Raw genomic sequence first — 21,388 nt, 5'->3', positions numbered from 1 at the left:
TCTTGCGTCTAATTAGTTTATCAATTTCTTAAAACATGCCAACGCCCGTTTACTTTCCAGCGATTCGCGAGCCATAGCTACCGCATCTTCCCGCGTAGTAACCTGGCCAGCCGCCAGCAGTGCCATCGCCGAATTAGCCAGAACAGCCTGTTTCTGAGCTATTGTCGCTTCATCGTTAAGCACATTCATAAATATCTGTGCCGACTCATCGAGTGTTTGCCCACCTGCCAGCAATTCAGGCGATAATGTGCTCATTCCCAGGTGATCAGGCATAAGAACCTGCTCTGTCTGATTGCTGATGACCTTAAACGGACCTGTCAGCGAAATCTCATCGTAACCGTCGAGCGCATGGAGTATCATAAAGCGCTTATCGGTTTGCTGATAAAGGTACGCATATAATCGCGCCAATTCAAGGTTAAACACGCCAACGAGCTGTTTTTGAGGCCTTGCAGGGTTAATCATTGGACCCAGCACATTGAAAAATGTCTTCACTCCCAGATCCCGCCGAATAGGAGCCACGTTTTTCATCGCCGGGTGAAACAGGGGCGCATGGAGAAAACAAATACCGGCTGTTTCCATCTTACGCTGCAACTCACCCACATCATTGGTAAACTGATAGCCGAGCCGTTCCATAACAGTTGATGAGCCAACTAGCGATGATACGCCATGATTGCCATGCTTCGCCACACATTGACCGGCGCCTGCAACCACAAAAGACGATAAGGTCGATATGTTGAACGTGTCCTTGCCATCGCCCCCTGTTCCGCAAAGATCCATGGGATCATAGGCCGCAAGGTCGACCGGAAGGCAGAGTTCAAGCATGGCGTCCCGAAAACCTTCCAGCTCTTCCAGACGAAGGCTTCGCATCATATAAACAGTCAGAAACGATGCGATCTGCGCCGGATTATATTCCCCCCGACCAATGCCCAGCAATACTTCGCGGGCCTGGTCTTTGGTAAGGAATTTGTATTCAAACAAGTGGTTTAGAATGGCTTTCATAGACCAGGGGTAAAAGAGAAAAATGATTAGTCAACTCGTTTGGTTAGGCGCATCATTTGGTACGCTCCTTTTTGAAAATGATAATCAACAGGTATAATATCGACCTGAATGCCGTTGGCCCGACAGTCGGCCGAAACTCGATCCAGATAAGGTGATGGCTTTCCAGTTAGTGAAATCAGCGGGAAAATGCGGATTTCACCAGCGATTCGGCTTAGCTCGTGTATTGACTCCAGATGGAACGCTTCCGAAAGCTGTTCTGAATACAGGAAAAGCAGGTGCGAACACAACACTAAGTCAAACGACTGATTCGTAAAAGGCAGTTTGGGCAACTGATTCGACAGGTAGCGACCCTGCTGCTTTCCCTGCTCGTAATCGCTCAGAAATAGGTTCATTGCCTTCATTCGTTCACGACCTAGTTGATCGACATCTTGAAATGCTGACCAGTTATAGTGATCCGCATTTTTATGCATTTGTTCAATTACTGTCTCGTAGGTGTCGCTAATCCGTTTTTCAAGTTCCTTTGCTGAAAAGACATAAACCGGGTCAATCGAAACCACCGAATGGCCAGCCGCTGTGCTTTCGGCATTGAAACTGGCCGGTCCATCACCAACTCCCAGCATGCGTTTTGTCAAATCGCTGGCAGTCAGGTTAAACATTCGCTGGTATTCGTCGAATGTTCGGCCCCAGGGAACGATTTCATTCAGTTTCATGCCGTCAGCCAGTTCTCGATCATCTTCACACCGTTCTCGGTCAGAACGGATTCTGGATGAAATTGCAGCCCTCTCACATCGTGACGAATGTGTGTCAGGCCCATCACGCGACCATATTCGTCTACGGCCGTGATCCGGAGATCGGCAGGCATTGAATCCGGAACAACGGTCCAGGAATGGTAACGACCTACTGTTAATACATCGGGAATGTCGGTAAAGAGACGCTCTGATGAATCGGTTACGGTAGCGCGGTGGGCGACGCCATGCAAAACATCGCCGAGGTTTTCGAGTCGGGCACCATAAGCCTCGCCAATACCCTGATGGCCGAGGCAGATGCCGAGAATACTCTTGGTTGGCCCGTATTCGGTCACAAGATCCTGCATAATGCCCGCTTCAGATGGAATACCCGGCCCTGGTGAAAGTAGAATCTTGTCATACTGGCCGACGTCCTCAAGTGTAATCTTGTTGTTCCGAATCACATCCGGCTTTTCGCCCAATTCCCGCAGAATATATACGAGATTGTAGGTGAAGGAATCGTAATTATCTAGGACTAGAAGTTTCATGAGATTAAGCGTGAAGAGTAGATTTCATGTGATGAACTTATTCTACAGTCTTCATTGGTTAAAGTGTTTTTGCCTGTTCAATGGCCATCCGAAGCGCGGCCAGTTTGTTATGTACCTCCTGTAATTCACTTTCAACGACCGACTTGGCAACTACTCCAGCTCCGGCCTGATAATAAAGCGTATTGTCTTTGCTCATAAAGGTCCGTATCATGATGCAGTGGTTGAATTCGCCATCGAAACCCATATAGCCAATACTGCCCGAATAAAAGCTGCGGCTTAGGTTTTCGTAACGGTCAATCAGTTGCATCGCCATATGTTTGGGGGCTCCCGAAAGTGTTCCGGCCGGAAACGTTTCGGCCACGATTTGGAGCGGATCGGCGGTTTCGGTTAGGTTACCAACCACTTTCGAGACAAGGTGAATGACGTGCGAATAGTATTGAACCTCTTTAAACGTCTCAACTTTTACGACATCACAGTTGCGGCTAAGGTCATTGCGGGCAAGATCGACCAGCATCACATGCTCGGCCGATTCTTTCGGATCGTCATAGAGCTTCTGGGCCAGTTCGGCGTCGTGGAGGTCGTCGCCGGTGCGCCGGAAAGTCCCGGCGATGGGGTAAATGGTCGCCTTACGGTCTTTGACAACGATTTGTGATTCAGGTGATGAGCCGAAGAGTTTGTAATTGCCGTAATCGAAATAAAAGAGGTAAGGGGAGGGGTTCAACGATCGCAAGGCCCGGTAGACGTTGAACTCATCGCCCGCAAAGGGTGTCGAAAAACGGCGTGATAAAACGATCTGGAACACATCGCCCCGCTGACAATGGTCTTTCCCTTTCTGAATAACCGATCGAAACTGATCGTCGGTAAAATTCGATTGTTCGGGGCCAGCAGGCGTAAAGGAATAGGTTGGATAGTTACGGCCTGTGATCAGATCGCTGATGTAATCGAGCGTGCTCTCCGTTTGCGTATCACCGTTGCTGAGGTAGCTGTGCTCAAACAGATACAGCTCGTCTTTGAAGTGATTGATGGCCAGCACATACCGGTAAACCATAAAAACCGCTGCCGGAATCTGGTTTTCTGTCGGAATGGGTGCATGAAGGCTAATGTCCTCAAAGCTTTGTACCGCCGGATAGCCAAAGTAGCCGAACAGCCCATTGGTAATGAATGAAAAGGGAGCCTTCTCGTGCTGAAAACTATCCTTGAATTGCTGAAGCGCATCCAGCATGTCTTTCTGTTCCGGTAGTTCACGGGTCTGTTCGTCTTCGCCCGGCATTTTGACCGTCAGCTTTCCGACGTCATAGGAAAACCGGGCAACCGGATCAAAGGCGATGTAGGAAAAACTATTGTCGTTGCCGTGATAGTCGGAGCTTTCGAGCAGAATGCTGTTCAGAAAGCGGTCGCGGATGCGTAGGTAAATGCTAACCGGCGTGATAATGTCGGCTAACATCCGCTTGTGGCGGCTAATAACCTGGTAGGCGGTTGAGGTAATGGGTTCCATAGTTAATCGTTTTGTCAAAAGCTGTTGGATCGGGTAAAATAAGGGCACAAAAAAAGCTCACCGGGATGACGGTGAGCCTTACTTATATTTGTTGATCAACAACAATAGCGGCAACCCTCATCCCCCGTGAGAAGAGTGCCACCACCAAATCATGTTGTTAATCGAGTTATTCATTGCTTGTCTTGAGTATGCTTTCGATACGTTACATTCTTGCTGCTGTCGGGGTGGCGGGATTCGAACCCACGACCTCTACGTCCCGAACGTAGCACGCTACCAGGCTGCGCTACACCCCGAAGGGAGGCCACAAAGATAAAGCGATTGTTTTATTATGGCCAAATCAACGCGCATTTTTTCTGGATAAAATCCGCTAATACATCCGGAATTTCCCAGGGAAGCAAGTGGCCGGCCCCTTCGATCGTATCTAACGTGGCATTTTTTAAAAAAGGCATTACTAATCTGGTCTGAACATCAGGCGGCAACGCGCGGTCTTCAGAGCCAACAAGTATAGCAACTGGAACATGAATCAAATTCATACGAACGGAAATGTCTTCCTTACTTCCTGCCAGGAGCCAGGCGTTCCAGGCTGATTTAGATGTCCGAAGATCGTCGGTAATAATCTGTTCCTGAATCGTTTTGGAAACTGAAACCGCTGTAATATTCTTAAGCGTCTGCTCTGCCGATGAACGCTTGCCGTATCCGTCCAGCAATTTTTGACGCTCGTCGTCAGGGATTGGCTCGGGTACAGGCGGAGAAGGTGATATGAGTATCAGCGACCTAAGACCTAAAGGCTGACGAGCGGCCAGCGCCAGCGCCACTTTTCCGCTCATGGAATGACCGACCAATACGAAATCCGTTACTTGCAGAACCGCTAGCAAATCGGCAATGTCGTCGGCCATGTTGTCAATGGAATACCCCGTATCCGGTGCATCAGAATCACCGTGACCGCGCAAATCGACCGCTATGCAGCGATAATAGACAGACAAGCTGGTTAGCACAGACTTCCATTCGAGGGCAGAACCGCCGAAATAGTGCATGAAGACAAGCGTTGGCGAGCCGCTTCCCTTCTCCAGGACGTTGAGTTGGTTGTTGTTGACTGAAATACGCATTGGAACGGGCTGAATCTGACTATTAAACCTGTGTTTTAAGCCTGGCCGGTTGATCCGTTATTTCAAGCATTTCGCCGTATGGAACGATCGTAATCTGACCAAACTCCTTCAGCAGGCTTTTGTAAGCTTCGGCTACGGGCCTGGGCTTGCGGTTGAGGTCATATAGCCCGCAGGCGTTGACATTGTTGTTAACGACTGCCAGTTGAGAATCCCAGTCGATCTGATCGATCAGGCTATACCATGTGAACCCCAGTACCGGCACGCCATCCCGACGCATTCGCAGCACGCTAACCCATTGTTTATAAAGCCAGATTGGGGCCTGGTCGGCTTCAAATACATTCGTTTCCGTATGCATAACCGGCATTCGGTAGCGTTCGTAGTAATCTTTGGTGATTTCATACCATCCCAGCACGTCCATCGACGTTTTAATGGAGCCATCTGGAAGTTTAATGCGCTCATTACGACCATAATAGTCGTTGCCCATGATCTGGTAGCCGGGTGGCTTGCCTGCCATAAACCAGTTGTATTCCTCGCGCGTAAGACCGTTATCCATCATATACATCGCTACCGTAGCGGAGGGTGGATTGGCGTACAGAAGATCGAGCGACAGGAAGCGAAGTTCGTTATCTAAATTGGTTTGAAACGAAGGTGTTGCGCAGAGTTCATGTGTGTATTCGGCACTCTCGCTCTGCACAATAACGCAATCGTTTCGATGCTTGGCAATCTGTTGATTCGCCATTATACTGGCAGCTACGCAGTGTTTGAGCGCCGTGACAAAGCCTTTATCTGTCTTAAGCTGCTCGTTCCAGACACCATCTTTGCCACTGATTCGGGCCGTGACGTAAATTTCGTTAACAGGTGTATAGTAACGAACCCAGGGGTAGCGCTTGGCGACGGCTTCGGCATATTCAGCAAAATGAATCGGTAGCTCGGGATTCTGAAAATTACCAACCCAATCCGGAACGCCAAAGTGCATCAGGTCAAGAATCGGGATGATGCCGAGCCGTTTGATTTCGGCCATTGCTAGATCGGCAAAACTCCAGTCGAATTTGCCCGGACCCAGATGAATGCTGTAGTAAGGAAGGCCATAACGCAATACGTTTAGACCCATCTCTTTTACGAGCCCCAAATCTTCCTGCCAGCGATCATAATGGCCACATTCGCGGAGTTGATCGCGCCGGACCGTGCCGTTCTGAATCGTTGGATACGAGCATTCGATGCCCGTTGCAAACATGAAGTTACTCGGATTGTCGATTGGTGGGCCGCTACCATCGTGACCTCCGGCTCCGCCGAATTGATCGCCTTCGTAGTTGCCGTCACCAAACTTCTTTTTAATGTTCTCCAGAAAGCCCTTTTGTTTCATAACGTTGATGTGCGGGAGTAAGCCCACAATTGGTGCTGGTCAAGAGCGGATTTCCTGCCGCTTTATTTCCACTGTTCCAAAAAGCGATCTGCCGTTCGAAGAGCCAGCGCCATAATTGTCAGCGCCGGATTGACGCTCAGAGCGCTGGGGAATGTTGAATTATCGCTGATATACAAGTTCGGAATATCGAACGATTGCCCATTGGCATTGACCACGGCCGTGCTGGCGTCGTTTCCCATACGGCAGGTGCCAATGACGTGTGCATTTCGGGGGAAAGCCCAGACATTTCGGGCTCCGGCAGCATCCCAGATAGCCCGCATGACCTTATTGGCATGGGCAGTCATGCGTTCTTCGCTTTCACCGTTCGAAAAGTAGATACGAGGTTTGGGTAGTCCACGGATGTCTTTTTCGTCCGATAATTCCAGATAATTGTGGTCGTAGGGGAGGCAATCGCCCAGAATGTTGATGCCCGCAACGTGATTGTAAGCCAATGCCGCCCGTTTAAGATCCTGTCCCCACAAGCCCCTGCCCCGTGCCATTTGGCTTACGTACGTAACCGGCATGACACCGATGGATTGAAGCAAATAACCACCTACAAAATCAGCGTCGGCTGGTCGGTGCATGTCTTCCGAAATAAGCGCTCCGGGAATACCCTTGTACGGTCGTATATCCTCGTCAAATTCGCCCCATATTTGCAGACCCGGATGGGCCATAACATTTCGACCAACCTGTCCGCTGCTGTTGGCAAGCTCATTCAGAAGCAGCAATCGGGCTGTTTCAATCGTTCCTGCGCAGAGAAATACAAACCGGCACCGCTGCCTCTCTTCCTGTCCATTGCGCATATAAACCACCTCGCTTAGCGTACCCGCTTGACTTTTTACGAGTTGTGTCACGAAACATTCCGGCCGAATTTCGGCCCCGTAATGTACCGCCAGGGGAATATATGTTACGTCCATGCTGGCTTTGGCCCCTATGTTGCAACCCGCCTGACAAAAGCCACGGTTTGCACAAGCCGGCCTGTGTCCAACCCCTTCCTGATAATAACCCGCCGACAGAGCTGCATTGGCCGCCGGGGATGTTTTGATTCCTACCTCCTTACAACCTCGCTCCATTAACTGGCCTGCGCCATTGACAGGCAATGGACCTAAGGCATAGGCTTGTTTACGGGCTGGCCCCCAGGGGTAAGGTGATGGTCCCGAAACCCCCAGAAACTGTTCGACTTCGTCGTAGTACGGTTCGAGCTGATCAAAGCCGAGCGGCCAGTCTTCGCCCACGCCAAACTCCGTTCGAATCCGGAGGTCGTCGGGTTGTGCGCGGGGCGTGTAAGCGGTATAGTGAAGTGTGGAACCACCGACTCCTGTTCCGGAATTATTACTTCCGAATGGGAGTGGATCATTTCCAGCGCTCAGCCGCTCATCATTCCAGAAGAGTTTAGCCTGTGCTTTTTCATCGGTTGGGAAATCATGAGCCGGATTCCATTGTTTGCCCGCTTCAAGCGCAACAACTTTCAGTCCTGCTTTGGCCAGACGTGCCAGCAGGGGGGCTCCACCCGCACCAGTTCCGATCACAACGGCATCAACGATTTCAGAGGATTTATAGGGCATTGCGTAATGAATAATGTAGAATAGATCGTGGGAGGGGTATGATTAGGTGTGCTGGCAAACGTTCATGTAACTTATTCTAATCGTGGTTCGCGATCTTCCAGCTGATTCAAATCCAGGCGTTTCCAGCCGGGCGTGTCGGCCATACCAACATAGCCGATTTCTTCCTGAGCTACTGGATGACTGTAATAATTCTCGACAGCTTCGGCCAATAGCTCTTCAAAAAAACGATCCGCAGGCAGATTCTGCCAGACCTCGCCGGGGGCTTCCATCACCTGAACAGCTCTCAAAATCTGATCCTGTTGATCGCCCAATAAAGTAAGAAACGGCTGTTGGAACATAGCCAAAGCGCTTTCATTTATTCCCTTCAGCCCTAGTTTAAATGCATCCCCGTCGTTCGGCATGCTATCATACCGCCAGCCATTGGTCGTATTTTTTGACAAACGCTCGTCAATACCTTCGGCAACAGGAATACGTGTTTTCGGCTCATCCTGAGGAATAAGCCGGTTGCAAACAGCATCCAGTAACGCGAAATCGTCCGACGAAAAGAAGGTTGGCAGTCGGAGAGGTGCATTCAGCCGGTCAGTTAGAACCTGTCGCGTGGCTTCAGTGACTAAGTCGGTCGTAAGCAGGGTACGGACGGTGCCTTCAGGATAATGAGGTAGCATGTGAGCGTTCGACATGTATGGTTCAGAGAGTCTGCAAGTAGGGTGATCTTACTGATAAAAAGATCGGTAGCCGTTTACTATAGACAGAATAAGGTTAATTTTTTTAGCCCAGTTTCCCCCCTGTTACCTCAACGATGCTGCCGGTTATGAAACTCCCTTCGCTGGAAGCTAGTAGCACGTAGGCCGGAGCCAGTTCTTCGGGTTGTCCGGGCCGGGCGAGAGCTACCTCGTGTCCAAAGTTTTTAACTTCATCTTCAGGCATTGTTCCCGGAATGTTCGGTGTCCAGACGGGGCCCGGCGCGACGCAATTTACGCGGATGTTCCGTTTCCCCAACTGAATGGCCAGCGATTTGGTAAAGGCATGGATCGCTCCTTTCGATGCGGTGTAATCGATCAGGATCGGATTGCCGACAATACCGACAATACTTCCTGTGTTGACAATGGCATCACCGTCGTGCAGATGGGGGAGAGCCGCCTTAACCATAAAAAAATAACCGAAGATGTTGGTTTCGAACGTTCGGCGAAACTGCTCTTCGGTAATGTCTTCAATGTTTTCCTGCGCCATCTGGTAGGCCGCGTTGTTGATCAGAATGTTCAGTTTGCCGTACTGATCGACAGTTTGCTGTACGGCTGCCTGACAGGCGGCTGAATTACGCACGTCGGCCTTGATGATCAGGCACGATCGGCCTTTGCGCTCAACGATTCGCTGCGTGTATTTGGCATCATCCGTGTTTTCATTGTAAACAATGGCCACATCGGCTCCTTCCATGGCAAAAGCAATGGCAACCGCCCGACCAATACCCGAATCGGCTCCGGTAATAATGGCTACTTTATCGGTGAGTTTGCCCGCCGGTTTATAGTTTGACAGATCGCTGTCGGGTGCCGGGTTCATATCGGACTGCCGGGCCGGGTAGGGGAGTTGCTGGCCGGGAATATCATTTGATGCGGGTCGGAATTCTTCCTGGTTCATTGTGATGTTGAGTAGGTAAATGACAATATAAGCTGGTAGTAGAGTAACCGGATGTTCCTGCGTTTTGTTGATGGCATAAAAAAGAGTCGCTCGGTGATCCGGCAACTCCTGACAAACAAACTCGATGAAGCGTTCTGGCTGGGAACTACGAATTGGGAGGTTCAATAGTAAACATATTTACTTTTTCTTCCCGTTTACGAATGCCGAAATTGTAGCGAAGGGTTACCCCAAACCGCCGGGTATCGTTCCGACGAAGGCCATTGGCAACGACGCTTCCCTGTTGCAACGTAAATTGGTAATAATTTGTGAAGAAAAGATCGTTGGCGGTTAGCGTTACCAATAGTTTGTCCTGCATGAATTTTCGGTTCAGGCTCAGATTCAGCACCCCAAAATTGCTTAGTTCGTAGAACTGAAGCTGCCCACGGGTCCGGATAAAACCGTTCAGTGTTGCCGTCGAGCGCTTGTCGATTTTGAAGGAATGAAACGTGAAAAATGACCAGCTGCCCCGCTTGAAATTCAGCGGAGCGTTCTCATAAACACCGCTATACTCATTGTAATTGAATTGAGCCCCGACAACAAAAAAGTAGCGATTGATCGGCGGAATTGCGCCCAGAACCCGGAAATAAGTCTCCCGGTTTGTCCCCAGATTGTCGTACGTTCGATAGGCGATGCGTCGATTTTGTGGGTCCTGATACACCACATTCGTGAAAATATCCTGTGTGTGGTTTCGGCCAATGGCAAAAATCGGCCGGTCTTCCACACTAATATTCAACTCGTAGTTTTCGGTAAACTGGGGGCGCAGAGCCGGATTGCCAGCCTCATAAAGATACTGATCGACGTAACGGGCAAACGGGTTCAGGTAATCGTAGGTAGGCCGGGTTATGGACCGGCGATAAATCAGGTAACTCCTTAATTCATAACCGGCAATTTTGGCCACTTTACGACTCAGGAATATGTACGGGAAGAAATCGGTGCGATTAATCCGGAATGAGGTATCAGCCGGGATTCGCTGATGCCCATCCATATTCGTGTTTTCGAGCCGCACACCACCTTTTAGCAAAAACTGGCCAAATGTTCTGGACGCCTGAACATAAGCCGCGTTAATATTTTCCCGATAATCAAACATATTAGTTCGGGCGCGATCCGATAAACGATTATTGCCGATAAGATTGAAATAGGCTGCATCGCTGGTGAAATATTGACCGGTAGTCTTGAGGCCCGTTTCGAGGGTAACCGCTTTAAGGATTTTATACTTTAGATCAACCTGAGCCGCCAGTTGATGGCGTTGACTGGTGAAGTTGCCATCGCCAGACGTGCCTGCCCGTTCAGGAAGCAGGTATTGCGTCGAAAAGTCCTGCAAGCCGCGCGTACCATTGAAATTGTACGAGATGTCGGTGATGAGTTCAGAACCAAGCGTATCCAGTTTGTACTTGACGTTAAGTCCCTGGCTGAATGACAAAAGGCGGTTTTTGTTGGTTACCTGGTTGAGGTTCTCAGTCAGCAATCGCCCGGTGCTGATCTGGCTGATCAGGTTGTCATTACTGGCCTGAGAATTGGCCTGATTCCAGGAAAACCGACCATCGAGACTAACATCCCACTTACGGGAAAGCTCATAACTGAGGCCATAACCGACATAGACGACCTGAGCTGGATAGGTTGTATAAGCATCCTGCCGAAGTACAGAGTCGGCGGTGAAATTTCGATTGCTTTGAACCTCCTCATAGGAGTTCCGGTTGGTGTAATTCACATTTAAGTAGGCCGACCGTCCGTTTTGTGTATTGTTGATGTTTATGCCGGCAAACTGATTGCCAAAGCGCCCCTGGTTGAAGCCTGCATTGATGGAGCCCGTCAACCCAATTTTCACGCCTTTTTTCAGGATGATATTCACAATACCTCCACTCCCGCTGGCATCGTATCGGGCTGATGGTGTCCGCATGATTTCCATACGGGCAATGCTGTTGGGCGGTAAACTCTTGAGCATCGAAGCAATGTCGGCAGCACTCATTTTCTGCTCTCGTCCGTTGATATAAATCGTAGCCGGAGTCGTACTGCTTAAGTAAACATTGCCGTCGGGGTCCAGAAAAATGCCCGGTGTTTTCTCCATAATTTCGTAGGCACTTGTACTGGTGTTGGCAATGGGTTCAGGATCAACAATAGTCTTGTCGTCTTCCTGCTTCAGGAGAGGTTTGGCTGCCGTAACCGATACACCCTGAAGCATAATGTTGTCCTGCTCGGCCGTTAAGGTCAAAACGGATTGCCCGGTGGTTGGCTTGATCAGCTTGCGGATGGGCTTAAAACCAACCGATGTTGCCAGCAAGCTATACGTCCGGGTAAGGGAAAGCTGAAACGTGGCAGAGCCTAAGGTGTCGGTTAATGCGTATAAGTGTCGTGTGGTATCGATGCGATCTGTTAACTGGAGCGTAGCCCCCACCACGGGTTGCTGACGGGATTCCTGCAAGCGAATACGTAGTGGAATAGTCTGTGCCTGAAGAGTGGGAAAGAATGCAAAGCTTACGAAAACAATACTAATTATGCGATGGATTGACATGGTGCCGGAATTTGTAACACAAAGTTATAGGCAGAACAGGCCACGATCCATCTATTTATCAGTAAGATAAATTTAATTACATTTCCATCATACTTATTCGAATCGCTTTATTTTCAGTAAGCTCAAAGGAGCACTGATCGAAGCTGGGCGGTCCCATTAGTCTTGTGACGTTCGAAAAGCCGAATGGTTCGGCAGGCATCTGACCAGAAAAGTCCAGTTTCTGGTTACTATTAAGATCCTGGTACAATCGGATGGCATAGCGGCCTGGTGTCAGACCGTCAAAGATTACCGTGATTTCGCCCGAAGCGGGCACATCAATCGCTATATTCTTAATGGATTGTCCTTTGAAGGTAGCCTCATTGTTTGCCAGACCAATGTATAATTTACCGCTTCGATTGTTGACGTCCGATAAGACAACCGTCAGTTTATAGGTTGCCGAGTCGGCGGTAGGGTTGATACCTGTGATGCCCTTGGCGAACATGCCTGTAACCATGCTGATAACCAGAACGAAGATAGCGATTGTCGTTTTCATTGTGTGCAGGATTTGACGTTATGTATCTGAGTCGTTGTTTGACAGAACAAACATAGTAACTCTCGAAAGCCTCCTGCAACTGGAAGGGACGTACAGCACGAATCTGGGACAAATGGCAATGAATAGGCTAATTGGGAGCGAATGAGGGGTAGTTGATACCCAGTTAGCAACCTAGCTATTCACCGCTATTCAACGTAAGATTCCCGTTTTTTGTGTACCGGATTTCTTCTTCCGCCAGCATCTGTTTTAAGGTTTGGGCAAGCGCATCGGCATCTGTTTGCGAAAAATGATGAGCCAGCTGTTTAGGTGATACGCCCGGACCATTCGCTAAGGCAACATACTCGCGCACCTGTTCCCGCACAACCGACGAAACAACTTCCTGGCTCTTTTTCTTTTTGATGCAGTTATCGCAGATGCCGCAGGCTTCACCGGGTTTTTCCCCAAAATAGGACTGTAAAAGCCGGGTGCGGCATTGGGTCGGATGTTCGGTGTAAATAATGGCCGATTGCACTTTTCGCAAGGCTAATTCTTTCCGACGATTGAGTTCCTGTACGTTGATCGGCAGGGTTGGCGCGTCGAAGCGCGGTGTCAGGAATGTTAGCTGCGGTTTGTCTTTCTGCTTTTCGTAGACAACCACATTTCGCTCGTGGAGTTGTTCCAGCAGTGCCACAATTTCACGCTGATTGACCAGAAACGTTCGGGCGAGTGCCGACTCGGAAATGGTGATAAAATCGGTGAATACTTCACCACCATACATGCGCAGAATCAATTTGAGAAAAGGATCAAAACGCGGATTCAATACCTGAAACTCATACAACTGCCGGTTATCCAGCACCATCAGTAATCGGGATGGGTGAAAATAATTTTCGCTTAGCTGAATAAACCCTTCTAACTGAAGTTGTTTCAGTGCATAATGCGTTTCCTGGGCAGGAAGATTGAACGTATTGGTAAATGCGTTTAGGTCGAAGTCGTAACTATTGAATAAACCACCCCCAACCGGTACGGCCGTATAGTTTGCCAGTCCCTGATAGACCCGGCGCAGCATGTCGACGGGTTGGTAGAGCTGCTCGGTTCGGAAGCGCAGGTTGTCCAGATCACTGTTCGAATAGAGCATGACCGCATAGGCTTTCTGACCATCGCGCCCGGCCCGTCCGGCTTCCTGATAGTAGGCTTCGAGCGAATCGGGTACATCTAAATGCACGACGACCCGTACATCGGGTTTATCGATCCCCATGCCAAAAGCGTTGGTTGCTACCATGACCCGAATTTGGTTCTGAATCCATCCATCCTGCTTATCGGCGCGCTGTTGGGTAGTTAAGCCTGCATGATAGAAATCGGCCGAAATGCCTTGTCTATAAAGCAATTGGGCTATCTGCTGCGTTTGCTTACGACTGCGCACATACACGATGGCACTGCCGGGTACATTCTGCAATACCTTAAACAGCCGGGATTCTTTGTTTTCTTCGAGAACGGCTGAATAAGACAGATTGGGTCGGGCAAATGTCTGCCGAAATACCTGGACCGGGCCGCCATTACTGCCGCGCAGGGCCAGTTTCTCCTGAATATCAGCCTGGACATCTGGCGTGGCCGACGCTGTCAGGGCAATAATGGGCGTTTCTGGAATGAGCTCCCGAAACTCCGCAATTTGCAGATAAGGTGGACGAAAATCATAGCCCCAGGCCGAAATGCAGTGCGCTTCGTCAACGGCTAGCAGGCAAACCGTCATTTGTTTGGCACGCTCAATGACAATCTCGGTCCGGAGCCGCTCCGGGGATACATACAGGAATTTAGTATTCCCATAGATGCAATTATCGAGAGCCGTATCAATCTCGCGATAATGCATCCCCGAATAGATGGCGGTTGCCGGAATGCCTCGTTTGCGCAGCTGTTCGACCTGATCTTTCATGAGCGCAATCAAGGGTGTAACAACGATACAGACACCCTTCATTGCCAGAGCAGGCACCTGAAAGCAGATTGATTTTCCTCCGCCCGTTGGCATCAGCACTAGCGTGTCCTGCCGATCCAGCACGGTATTAACTACCTCTTCCTGCATGGGTCGGAAAGTAGAATAGCCCCAAAATTGCTGTAAAATCTGTCGGACAGTCAATGAGTTTATCGTTTATAGCATATGGGTTTCCGCATTTGGACTTTGGTTCATACACCGAAAACCAAAACCAACAGGCCGTAAAACCTCAATCCAGTTGCGAATTTACGGTGTAGTAAAGACAAATCGGATAAGATGATGTTTTACGTTTATAGCTATGTATTCAACTAAAACTAAAAACAGGTATGATTCACAAGGTTATTAAGTCCGACGAAGAATGGCGTCAAATCCTGACGCCGGAGCAATATCGTGTGGCGAGGGGGAAAGGGACTGAGCGTGCCTTTTCGGGAGAGTACTGCGAAGCGCATGATCCTGGTTTGTATGCCTGTGTGTGCTGTGGAACGGAATTATTTGAATCCAAAACCAAATTTGAATCAGGAACGGGCTGGCCAAGTTTTACGGAGCCTATTGACGAAGAACGCATTAGGCTCGAAAAAGACTATAGTTATGGTATGTTTCGGGTTGAGGTTTTGTGTAACATCTGCGATGCTCACCTGGGCCATGTTTTTAATGACGGACCTCAACCAACGGGACTGCGCTACTGCCTTAATTCGGTGTCACTGGTCTTGAAACGAACGGCTGATACAGAGTAAGTAAACCGAACGGTAGATAGGATGGACTTTTTTTCTAGCGATCTGATGGCTACTTTGGTCGCTGGAAGAAAAAGATAGTGTTCAGCCAGCCGTATTCTGTCGGCAAGTGCCATTTGCTGACAGAATACGGACTATTAAATGCAACTAATTGACTTGTAATTCTATTGTTCGCATGCGTTTACGGAAATCGTCAGTACGCGTCCTCGCGGCTGGTATAGCATTGGCTGGTTCGTTGCTGGCCAATTCAGTAATTGCGCAAAAAAATACAGCTTCATCAACGGCTTATGGTCAATTTGTGCAACGAATTCGAACCAACTTACCTGCTCCTAAAACCATTTGCTATAAGTCGGATCAGGATTTCTTTACACGAATAGCTGCACCCGAAGCTTTTCTGAAAGCGCGCCAGAACCCCAACCTGCGGAAGACCGCTACCTCCAGCTTTATCGTTTCGTACAACAACTTCACACCCGAAGCGCAAAAAGCATTTCAGTATGCAGTCGACATCTGGGCGAGCCTGATTTCGTCACCTGTTCCGATTCGGATCAGAGCAAACTGGATTACCCAGAGTCCGGGTGTTCTGGGCGCGGCTGGTCCGGCCGAAATCCGGTTAGGGGCCGAATTGGATTCGGGTGGAGCGCAAAAAGCATATGCACTTTATCCTATTGCTTTAGCCGAAAAAATAGCCCGGCACGAAATTAATAGCCCTACCGATCCGGATATTACGGCCGATTTTAACCGAAATAATAACTGGTATTACGGTACAGATCAGAAAACCCCCGCCGGACAGACTGATCTGGTAACCGTTGTTTTGCATGAAATTGCGCACGGGCTTGGCTTTATCGGCTATTTTGCGACGAATGGTCCTGAAGGCATATATCGCACAGACCCGTATCTTGCTGTTTACGACCACTTTATTGAGAACGGACAGGGCCAGAAGCCAGCCATTGAAACCACGACTTTTCCGGTCAATACGAACAAATTATTCCAGCAATTGACCGGTAATAATCTGTTTTTAAACGGCCCAATTATGCAGCGAAAAGTAGGAAAACGTGCCAAGCTGTATGTTCCGTCATCATTCGACTTAGGATCTAGTCTCTACCATCTCGACGAGAACACCTATCCGCAGAAAGATACCAATTCACTCATGACGCCCAGGGTCGGCAATGCTGAAGCGATTCATTCGCCTGGTCCACTGGTGATGAATTTTCTGTACGATATTGAATGGAAAACGACCTCTTTGCTACACCAGAAACCAGTCAATAGCGAAGACGAAAAAGACGTAGTTTTTCAGGTAAAACTGGTCAGTGACACAACCGTAACGCCTGGGTCTGTTCGGCTGTATTACCGGAAAAGTGCACCGACGGGTACTGATACGACCTTTACAATGGTTACGCCCACGCTCATGGCCGGGAGCACCTCTGTATATGCCTATACGATGCCTGCGAGCGTAGCAAAAGGAGATATCTGGTATTACTTTAGGGCACAGGACGCATCGGGACGAACGTTTACAAACCCCGGTCGTACGACCAGTAACACACAGTTGCTTCATACGGTCCGGTTTGGTGCTGATCGATTACCCCCAACCATTTCGTTTAGTCCGGCCAAAAATTTTATTTACAACCCAGCCCTAGTCGATAGCCTTCCCATTTATGCCCGGATATCAGACGATCGGAGTGTGGCTTTTGTGAGTGCCAATATCGATTCGGCTTATGTTGATTATCAGATAAATGGTGTTGCTCAGCCAAAACTGATGTTACGACCTGGTTCGCTAACGGTTAATGGTGTTCAGTACGACAGCATCTATAGCAACCGGATTACAATTCCGGCCAATTCGCTAAAAGCTGGCGACAAGATTAGCTACCGAATTGTTGCCCGAGATGCGTCGAAGGCGAAAAATCAGACCATTAGCCCTCAAACGGGTTTTTATGAATTAACGGTCGTAACGCCTAAAGCGGCTGTTGATCGGTATACCAACACATTTACTAATGCCGCTACTGCCAGCGATTTTGCCGGTTTTCGGTTTGGACTGGCAACGCCATCGGGTTTTGCCGATCCCGCTATTCATTCTGAACATCCCTACCAGAACGGATCGGATTTCAAATCCCAGAGCAATTCTGAATATGTGCTGTTATCGCCCATTAAGATTAAAGCCAATCCGGATAGTGCGGTGATGCGCTTTGACGAGATTGTGCTGGTCGAGCCAAGTGAAGCGGGTAGTGGGTTCGGCAGTTCGGGTTTCTATGATTACGCCGTGGTTGAAGGGTCGAGCGATAATGGGCAAACCTGGAAACCTCTGGTAACCGGTTATAATTCGAATAGTCAGTATGATTGGTATGCGGCTTATACAAATAATCTTGTAGCAGGTTCAACCGCAGATGAGAAAAATTCAGCGGCCGTAGGGTCGCCTGCGCTGTTTAAACGTCATGAAATTTCGTTAGTGGGAAACGGCGCATTTAAAGCCGGTGACCAGATCCTGATTCGCTTCCGGTTGTTTGCCGATCAGTTGGCGCATGGCTGGGGTTGGGCCATCGATAATTTACAGATTCAGGTGCCACCCCCTCCGCCGGTTCTGGCCAATGAGCCAATTAGTGCCGGAACGTTTTCGGTCTACCCAAACCCCGTCAGTAGTGGTACGATCAAGATTGAAGCTGAACTGACCCGATCCGTCGCCGAAGCAGGCCTTTCCATCGTGGGAACGGCTGGCCAGCTACATCGGCAGCTAACGCTAAAAGTAGGAGGGCGGAAGATAAGCGAACAGGTTGATCTAAGTCAGTTACCTACTGGTTTATACTTCCTACAGCTTAAGGCGGGCGATTCCATACTGACTCAGAAAGTTATTATTGCCCGTTAGTTTGTAGGTTTACAGTATTCGGTCTTGGGTTGTATCACCTAACTTATGGCCCGGATACTGTAAATCAATGAACATACTGAAGACAATAGCCCTGTTTCTGCTTATCGTTGGACTGCAAGTCGCTTGCTCCCCAGCTCATCGCATCACCCGCGATCTGCAAAAAAAATCGACGTATATCGATCATTTTACCGGCGTTGCCCTCTACGACCCGATACGACAACGGACGTTGATTCAGTACAACGCCGATAAACCATTCACGCCCGCGTCGAACACCAAGTTGTTTAGTTTTTATGCTGGATTACTTTCGTTGCGTGATTCATTACCGGCGTTTCGCTACACCATTCGGCCTAATGCTGCTCAGGGCGATTCGCTGATTTTTTGGGGAACGGGTAATCCCCTGCTTCTCCATCCCGATTTGTCAGACACAACCCTACTGGCCTTTTTACGCAATCGTCCGGAGCGATTATATTTCTCACCGGCAAACTACACGGGTCCGCGTTTCGGATCGGGCTGGTCCTGGGACGATTATAACGATGATTATTCACCCGAATTGGCCCCACTACCCATTTACGGTAATGTTGTTCGGTCGGCCAATAAAAAGGTTAGCCCCCGCCGGTTTGCTGATAGTATTCGGGTTGTCAATAATGCCAGACCGGGCTTACGTCGAAATGAATTCAACAATCAGTTTGTGCGCCCGGATAGCGATCGGCCTACACGACAGGATGTGCCATTTCGATGGGTGCCGGAACTGGTCGCCCAATTATTGGCCGATACATTGCATCGTCCGGTAGGAATCGTACATCTGCCCGTAACAGCAGATGCCCGGCTGGTGCGCGGCACGCCAACCGATTCGCTTTACAAACGGATGCTTCAGGTGAGCGATAATCAGTTTGCTGAGCAAGTGCTGTTTATGGCTTCTGCCGAACGAACTGTGGCTATGCTTGAGCCAATTACCGAGCTACAACGCACGGCCGATAGCCTACGTTATCCAGCTGCTTCGGCCAAATGGGTCGACGGTTCTGGTTTATCACGGTATAATCTTTTTACACCCAATGTGCTCATCGACCTACTGAAAAAAATTGCCCAGAAAGTACCGCAGAAGCGATTATTCGCGCTGTTGCCAGCAGCGGGTCAGTCGGGTACATTGCGTTCAATTCCTTCTGCCGATAAACCCTATATTTTTGCCAAATCGGGTTCCATGAGCGGGGTCTATAACCTGAGCGGTTATGTGTTGACGAAGCGTAATAAGGTGCTTTATTTTAGCATCATGCATAACAATTTCACACAGCCCGTTAGTGAAATGCGTCGGCGGACGGCAGAATTAGTAAAAGAGATTCACCAAAATTTTTAAAATCTAATCAGGAGCGTGTTAATGCCTTGTTGGTTGATTTTCAGGATGTTATTTCTTTATCAACAAATAAGCCGGGTAACTAACCGCAATGAAACCAATGGCATACAGGCTACTGGAAAAATCACCGATGACAACGCCTGCCAGAAAAGCCAGCGAAGCAACAAGGAGTGACCAGGTAGTGAAGGGATAGCCCCAGGCCCGCACGGGTCGGGGAAGTTCCGGCTCTGTTTTCCGCAAACGGATCAGTGCGGCAAAACTCGACGCATAACATAACACGAAGAAAAACGTAGCGATATCCGACAGTTTACTATACGTGTTGGTTAGAATCAGTATAATAGAGGTTACTGCGGTCAGGATTGTCGCGTTGAGGGGCGTACCTCCCTCATTGACTTGCGTAACAAAAGGGAAAAATAATCCATCGCGGCCCATCGCAAAAATAACCCGCGGGTTAAACATAATCTGGGCGTTGATAATACCCATAATTGAAATCATCAGCAGGAACGTAACGACCTGTGCGCTGCCTGGCCCAAACAGCACCTGAACGGCATCGGCAGCCGGGAGCTTCGACCCTGCCAGCGCCGATACGGGCAGAATATACAGCAGTGCCAGATTGACCAGAATATAAATGCCAATGATCAGCAAGACACCACTAATCATGGAACGCGGCAGGTTACGGCTTGGGTCTACGTCTTCTTCGGTGAAGTAAGCGGCTGTGTGCCACCCGTCATACGTATAGAAGACAGATTGCAAAGCGGCCAGAATACCGAGCCAAACGCCACCCTCGGCCACCGGCCGGATTGCATCGGCTGAAATGGCTACGGGTTTGTCAGGGGTTATAACAAAGCAAACTACCACAAAAGCCAGAAGTCCAACCGCTTTCAAGACACTCATGACCTCCTGCGCGCGACTGGCCAATCGAACGCCGATCGAATGAAAGGCCACAAAGGCAACCAAAATGCCAATGGCTATGGCTTTCTGATAGGGAACGAGCGAAGGTGAGAGCAATCCCGTATATTCACTCATAACAGCAGCGCCGAAAGCCATAGCCGACACACTGCCGAGCCAGCTACTTATGCCGATAATGAAACCGGCGTAGTTGCCAAAGGCTCGTCGGGCGTATACGTACCAGGCGCCGGCTTTAGGGAGCATGGTTCCCAGCTCCATGACAGACAGTGATCCAATCAGGGCGTATAAGCCAACCGCCAGCCAAACGACAATAATAAGCGTAGGGTTACCAATATCCTGCGCAATCGGGCCGGGTTTGCGTAAAATGCCGGTGCCAACCGTACCGCCGATGGTTACGGCCACGCCGAAGCCGACGCCTAAGAGTTTTTTAAGTTGGTTCTGAGCCATAGGAAGGCGGAGCAACGAGGTGCTGGGTCTGCAACGGCAGACCGTGCTGGAGTGGGTTATCTTACAATGATAGCAAAAAAAAGGCTTATTGGGGCTGCTCGCACGAGTTTGGCCTGATCGCATAGGCGTTTTTTCGTAAGTTTGTCCACATGAGAACCTTGCTGACTCACCCTTATGTGCTGGTCTTCGCGGGTGGTGGCGCAGGAAGTCTGGCTCGCTATCTTGCCGGGCGATTTATTGCCTCCACCTTATTGGGCTTCCCGTTTCCAACCGCTATTCTGATCGTAAACATTGTGGCTAGCGCTATTCTGGGCGCAGTGGTTGGTTGGGGATTGGTGAGGACAACCGGCGAAGAGGCTCGCCTGCTTATTGGGGTCGGTTTTTGCGGAGGCCTTAGTACGTTTTCAAGTTTTAGTTTCGATACTGTCGTTTTGTTGCAAAATGGCCGGACGGGTGTCGCTTTACTCAACATTATGTTAAATGTAATTCTATGTCTCCTGGCGTCGATGGGAGGTTTATTGATTGGACAGAAACTATAAATTGCCTGAAATACGGATGTATTGATATGAATAGGCTTTTAG

The 21,388-nt window shown here is 49.3% G+C and carries 17 protein-coding genes and 1 tRNA gene; 4 read left to right on the top strand and 14 right to left on the bottom strand.

The window, feature by feature from the left end:
* Positions 1–12: 12 nt before the first annotated feature.
* From trpD to G8759_RS01520, 13 genes are all read right to left on the bottom strand, one after another.
* Positions 13–999, bottom strand: a complete 987-nt coding sequence (gene trpD, locus G8759_RS01580) for an anthranilate phosphoribosyltransferase (RefSeq protein ID WP_167204583.1) — start codon at positions 997–999, stop codon at positions 13–15.
* A 26-nt stretch (positions 1,000–1,025) separates the two neighbouring features.
* Positions 1,026–1,709 carry an SAM-dependent methyltransferase gene (locus G8759_RS01575; protein WP_167204581.1) on the bottom strand — a complete coding sequence of 228 codons (684 nt, stop codon included), beginning with the start codon at positions 1,707–1,709 and terminating at the stop codon, positions 1,026–1,028.
* A complete protein-coding gene (locus G8759_RS01570; protein ID WP_167204579.1) occupies positions 1,706–2,272 on the bottom strand; it encodes an anthranilate synthase component II in 567 nt (188 codons plus the stop codon). Before G8759_RS01570 ends, G8759_RS01575 begins: the two co-directional genes overlap by 4 nt.
* 58 nt (positions 2,273–2,330) lie before the next feature.
* Positions 2,331–3,767 carry an anthranilate synthase component I family protein gene (locus tag G8759_RS01565; protein ID WP_167204577.1) on the bottom strand — a complete coding sequence of 479 codons (1,437 nt, stop codon included), beginning with the start codon at positions 3,765–3,767 and terminating at the stop codon, positions 2,331–2,333.
* Positions 3,768–3,986: 219 nt separating this feature from the next.
* Positions 3,987–4,060: transfer RNA gene (locus G8759_RS01560), tRNA-Pro, on the bottom strand.
* 33 nt (positions 4,061–4,093) lie between these two features.
* A complete protein-coding gene (locus G8759_RS01555; RefSeq protein WP_167204575.1) occupies positions 4,094–4,873 on the bottom strand; it encodes an alpha/beta fold hydrolase in 780 nt (259 codons plus the stop codon).
* A gap of 22 nt (positions 4,874–4,895) precedes the next feature.
* Positions 4,896–6,236 carry a family 1 glycosylhydrolase gene (locus tag G8759_RS01550; protein WP_167204573.1) on the bottom strand — a complete coding sequence of 447 codons (1,341 nt, stop codon included), beginning with the start codon at positions 6,234–6,236 and terminating at the stop codon, positions 4,896–4,898.
* 62 nt (positions 6,237–6,298) lie between these two features.
* Positions 6,299–7,840, bottom strand: a complete 1,542-nt coding sequence (locus tag G8759_RS01545; RefSeq protein ID WP_167204571.1) for a GMC family oxidoreductase — start codon at positions 7,838–7,840, stop codon at positions 6,299–6,301.
* Positions 7,841–7,911: 71 nt separating this feature from the next.
* Positions 7,912–8,520: a gluconate 2-dehydrogenase subunit 3 family protein gene (locus G8759_RS01540; protein WP_232074098.1), complete on the bottom strand. Its 609-nt coding sequence runs from the start codon at positions 8,518–8,520 to the stop codon at positions 7,912–7,914.
* An 88-nt stretch (positions 8,521–8,608) separates the two neighbouring features.
* Complete coding sequence (locus G8759_RS01535) at positions 8,609–9,475, bottom strand: glucose 1-dehydrogenase (RefSeq protein ID WP_167218621.1); 867 nt, start codon at positions 9,473–9,475, stop codon at positions 8,609–8,611.
* A gap of 145 nt (positions 9,476–9,620) precedes the next feature.
* Positions 9,621–12,023 (bottom strand): outer membrane beta-barrel protein, encoded by a 2,403-nt coding sequence (locus tag G8759_RS01530; RefSeq protein WP_167204569.1) that lies wholly within the window; start codon positions 12,021–12,023, stop codon positions 9,621–9,623.
* Between the two features lie 76 nt (positions 12,024–12,099).
* On the bottom strand, positions 12,100–12,555 hold the full coding sequence (locus G8759_RS01525; RefSeq protein ID WP_167204567.1) for a DUF2141 domain-containing protein: 456 nt from the start codon (positions 12,553–12,555) through the stop codon (positions 12,100–12,102).
* 175 nt (positions 12,556–12,730) lie between these two features.
* Positions 12,731–14,608, bottom strand: a complete 1,878-nt coding sequence (locus tag G8759_RS01520) for a RecQ family ATP-dependent DNA helicase (RefSeq protein WP_232074097.1) — start codon at positions 14,606–14,608, stop codon at positions 12,731–12,733.
* 236 nt (positions 14,609–14,844) lie between these two features.
* Here G8759_RS01520 and msrB point away from each other — a divergent pair, with 236 nt between their 5' ends.
* From msrB to G8759_RS01505, 3 genes are all read left to right on the top strand, one after another.
* Positions 14,845–15,252: a peptide-methionine (R)-S-oxide reductase MsrB gene (gene msrB, locus G8759_RS01515; RefSeq protein ID WP_167204563.1), complete on the top strand. Its 408-nt coding sequence runs from the start codon at positions 14,845–14,847 to the stop codon at positions 15,250–15,252.
* Positions 15,253–15,424: 172 nt separating this feature from the next.
* The gene (locus G8759_RS01510) at positions 15,425–18,103 is read left to right on the top strand and encodes a T9SS type A sorting domain-containing protein (RefSeq protein ID WP_167204561.1); all 2,679 of its coding nucleotides are present in this window, start codon (positions 15,425–15,427) and stop codon (positions 18,101–18,103) included.
* Between the two features lie 67 nt (positions 18,104–18,170).
* Positions 18,171–19,454 (top strand): D-alanyl-D-alanine carboxypeptidase/D-alanyl-D-alanine-endopeptidase, encoded by a 1,284-nt coding sequence (locus G8759_RS01505; protein ID WP_317166750.1) that lies wholly within the window; start codon positions 18,171–18,173, stop codon positions 19,452–19,454.
* 48 nt (positions 19,455–19,502) lie between these two features.
* Here the strand turns inward: G8759_RS01505 and G8759_RS01500 are convergent, their stop codons facing one another.
* Entirely contained in the window at positions 19,503–20,807 is a 1,305-nt protein-coding gene (locus tag G8759_RS01500; protein ID WP_167204559.1) for an APC family permease, read from the bottom strand.
* Between the two features lie 149 nt (positions 20,808–20,956).
* Between G8759_RS01500 and crcB the strand changes: the two genes are divergently transcribed.
* Positions 20,957–21,346: a fluoride efflux transporter CrcB gene (gene crcB / locus G8759_RS01495; RefSeq protein WP_167204557.1), complete on the top strand. Its 390-nt coding sequence runs from the start codon at positions 20,957–20,959 to the stop codon at positions 21,344–21,346.
* Positions 21,347–21,388: the final 42 nt, after the last annotated feature.

Origin of the sequence: Spirosoma aureum (assembly GCF_011604685.1) — a bacterium.
Classification (GTDB): domain Bacteria; phylum Bacteroidota; class Bacteroidia; order Cytophagales; family Spirosomataceae; genus Spirosoma; species Spirosoma aureum.
The sequence above is the reverse complement of the archived record's forward strand: the minus strand, read 5'-3'. Positions and strand labels throughout refer to the sequence as shown.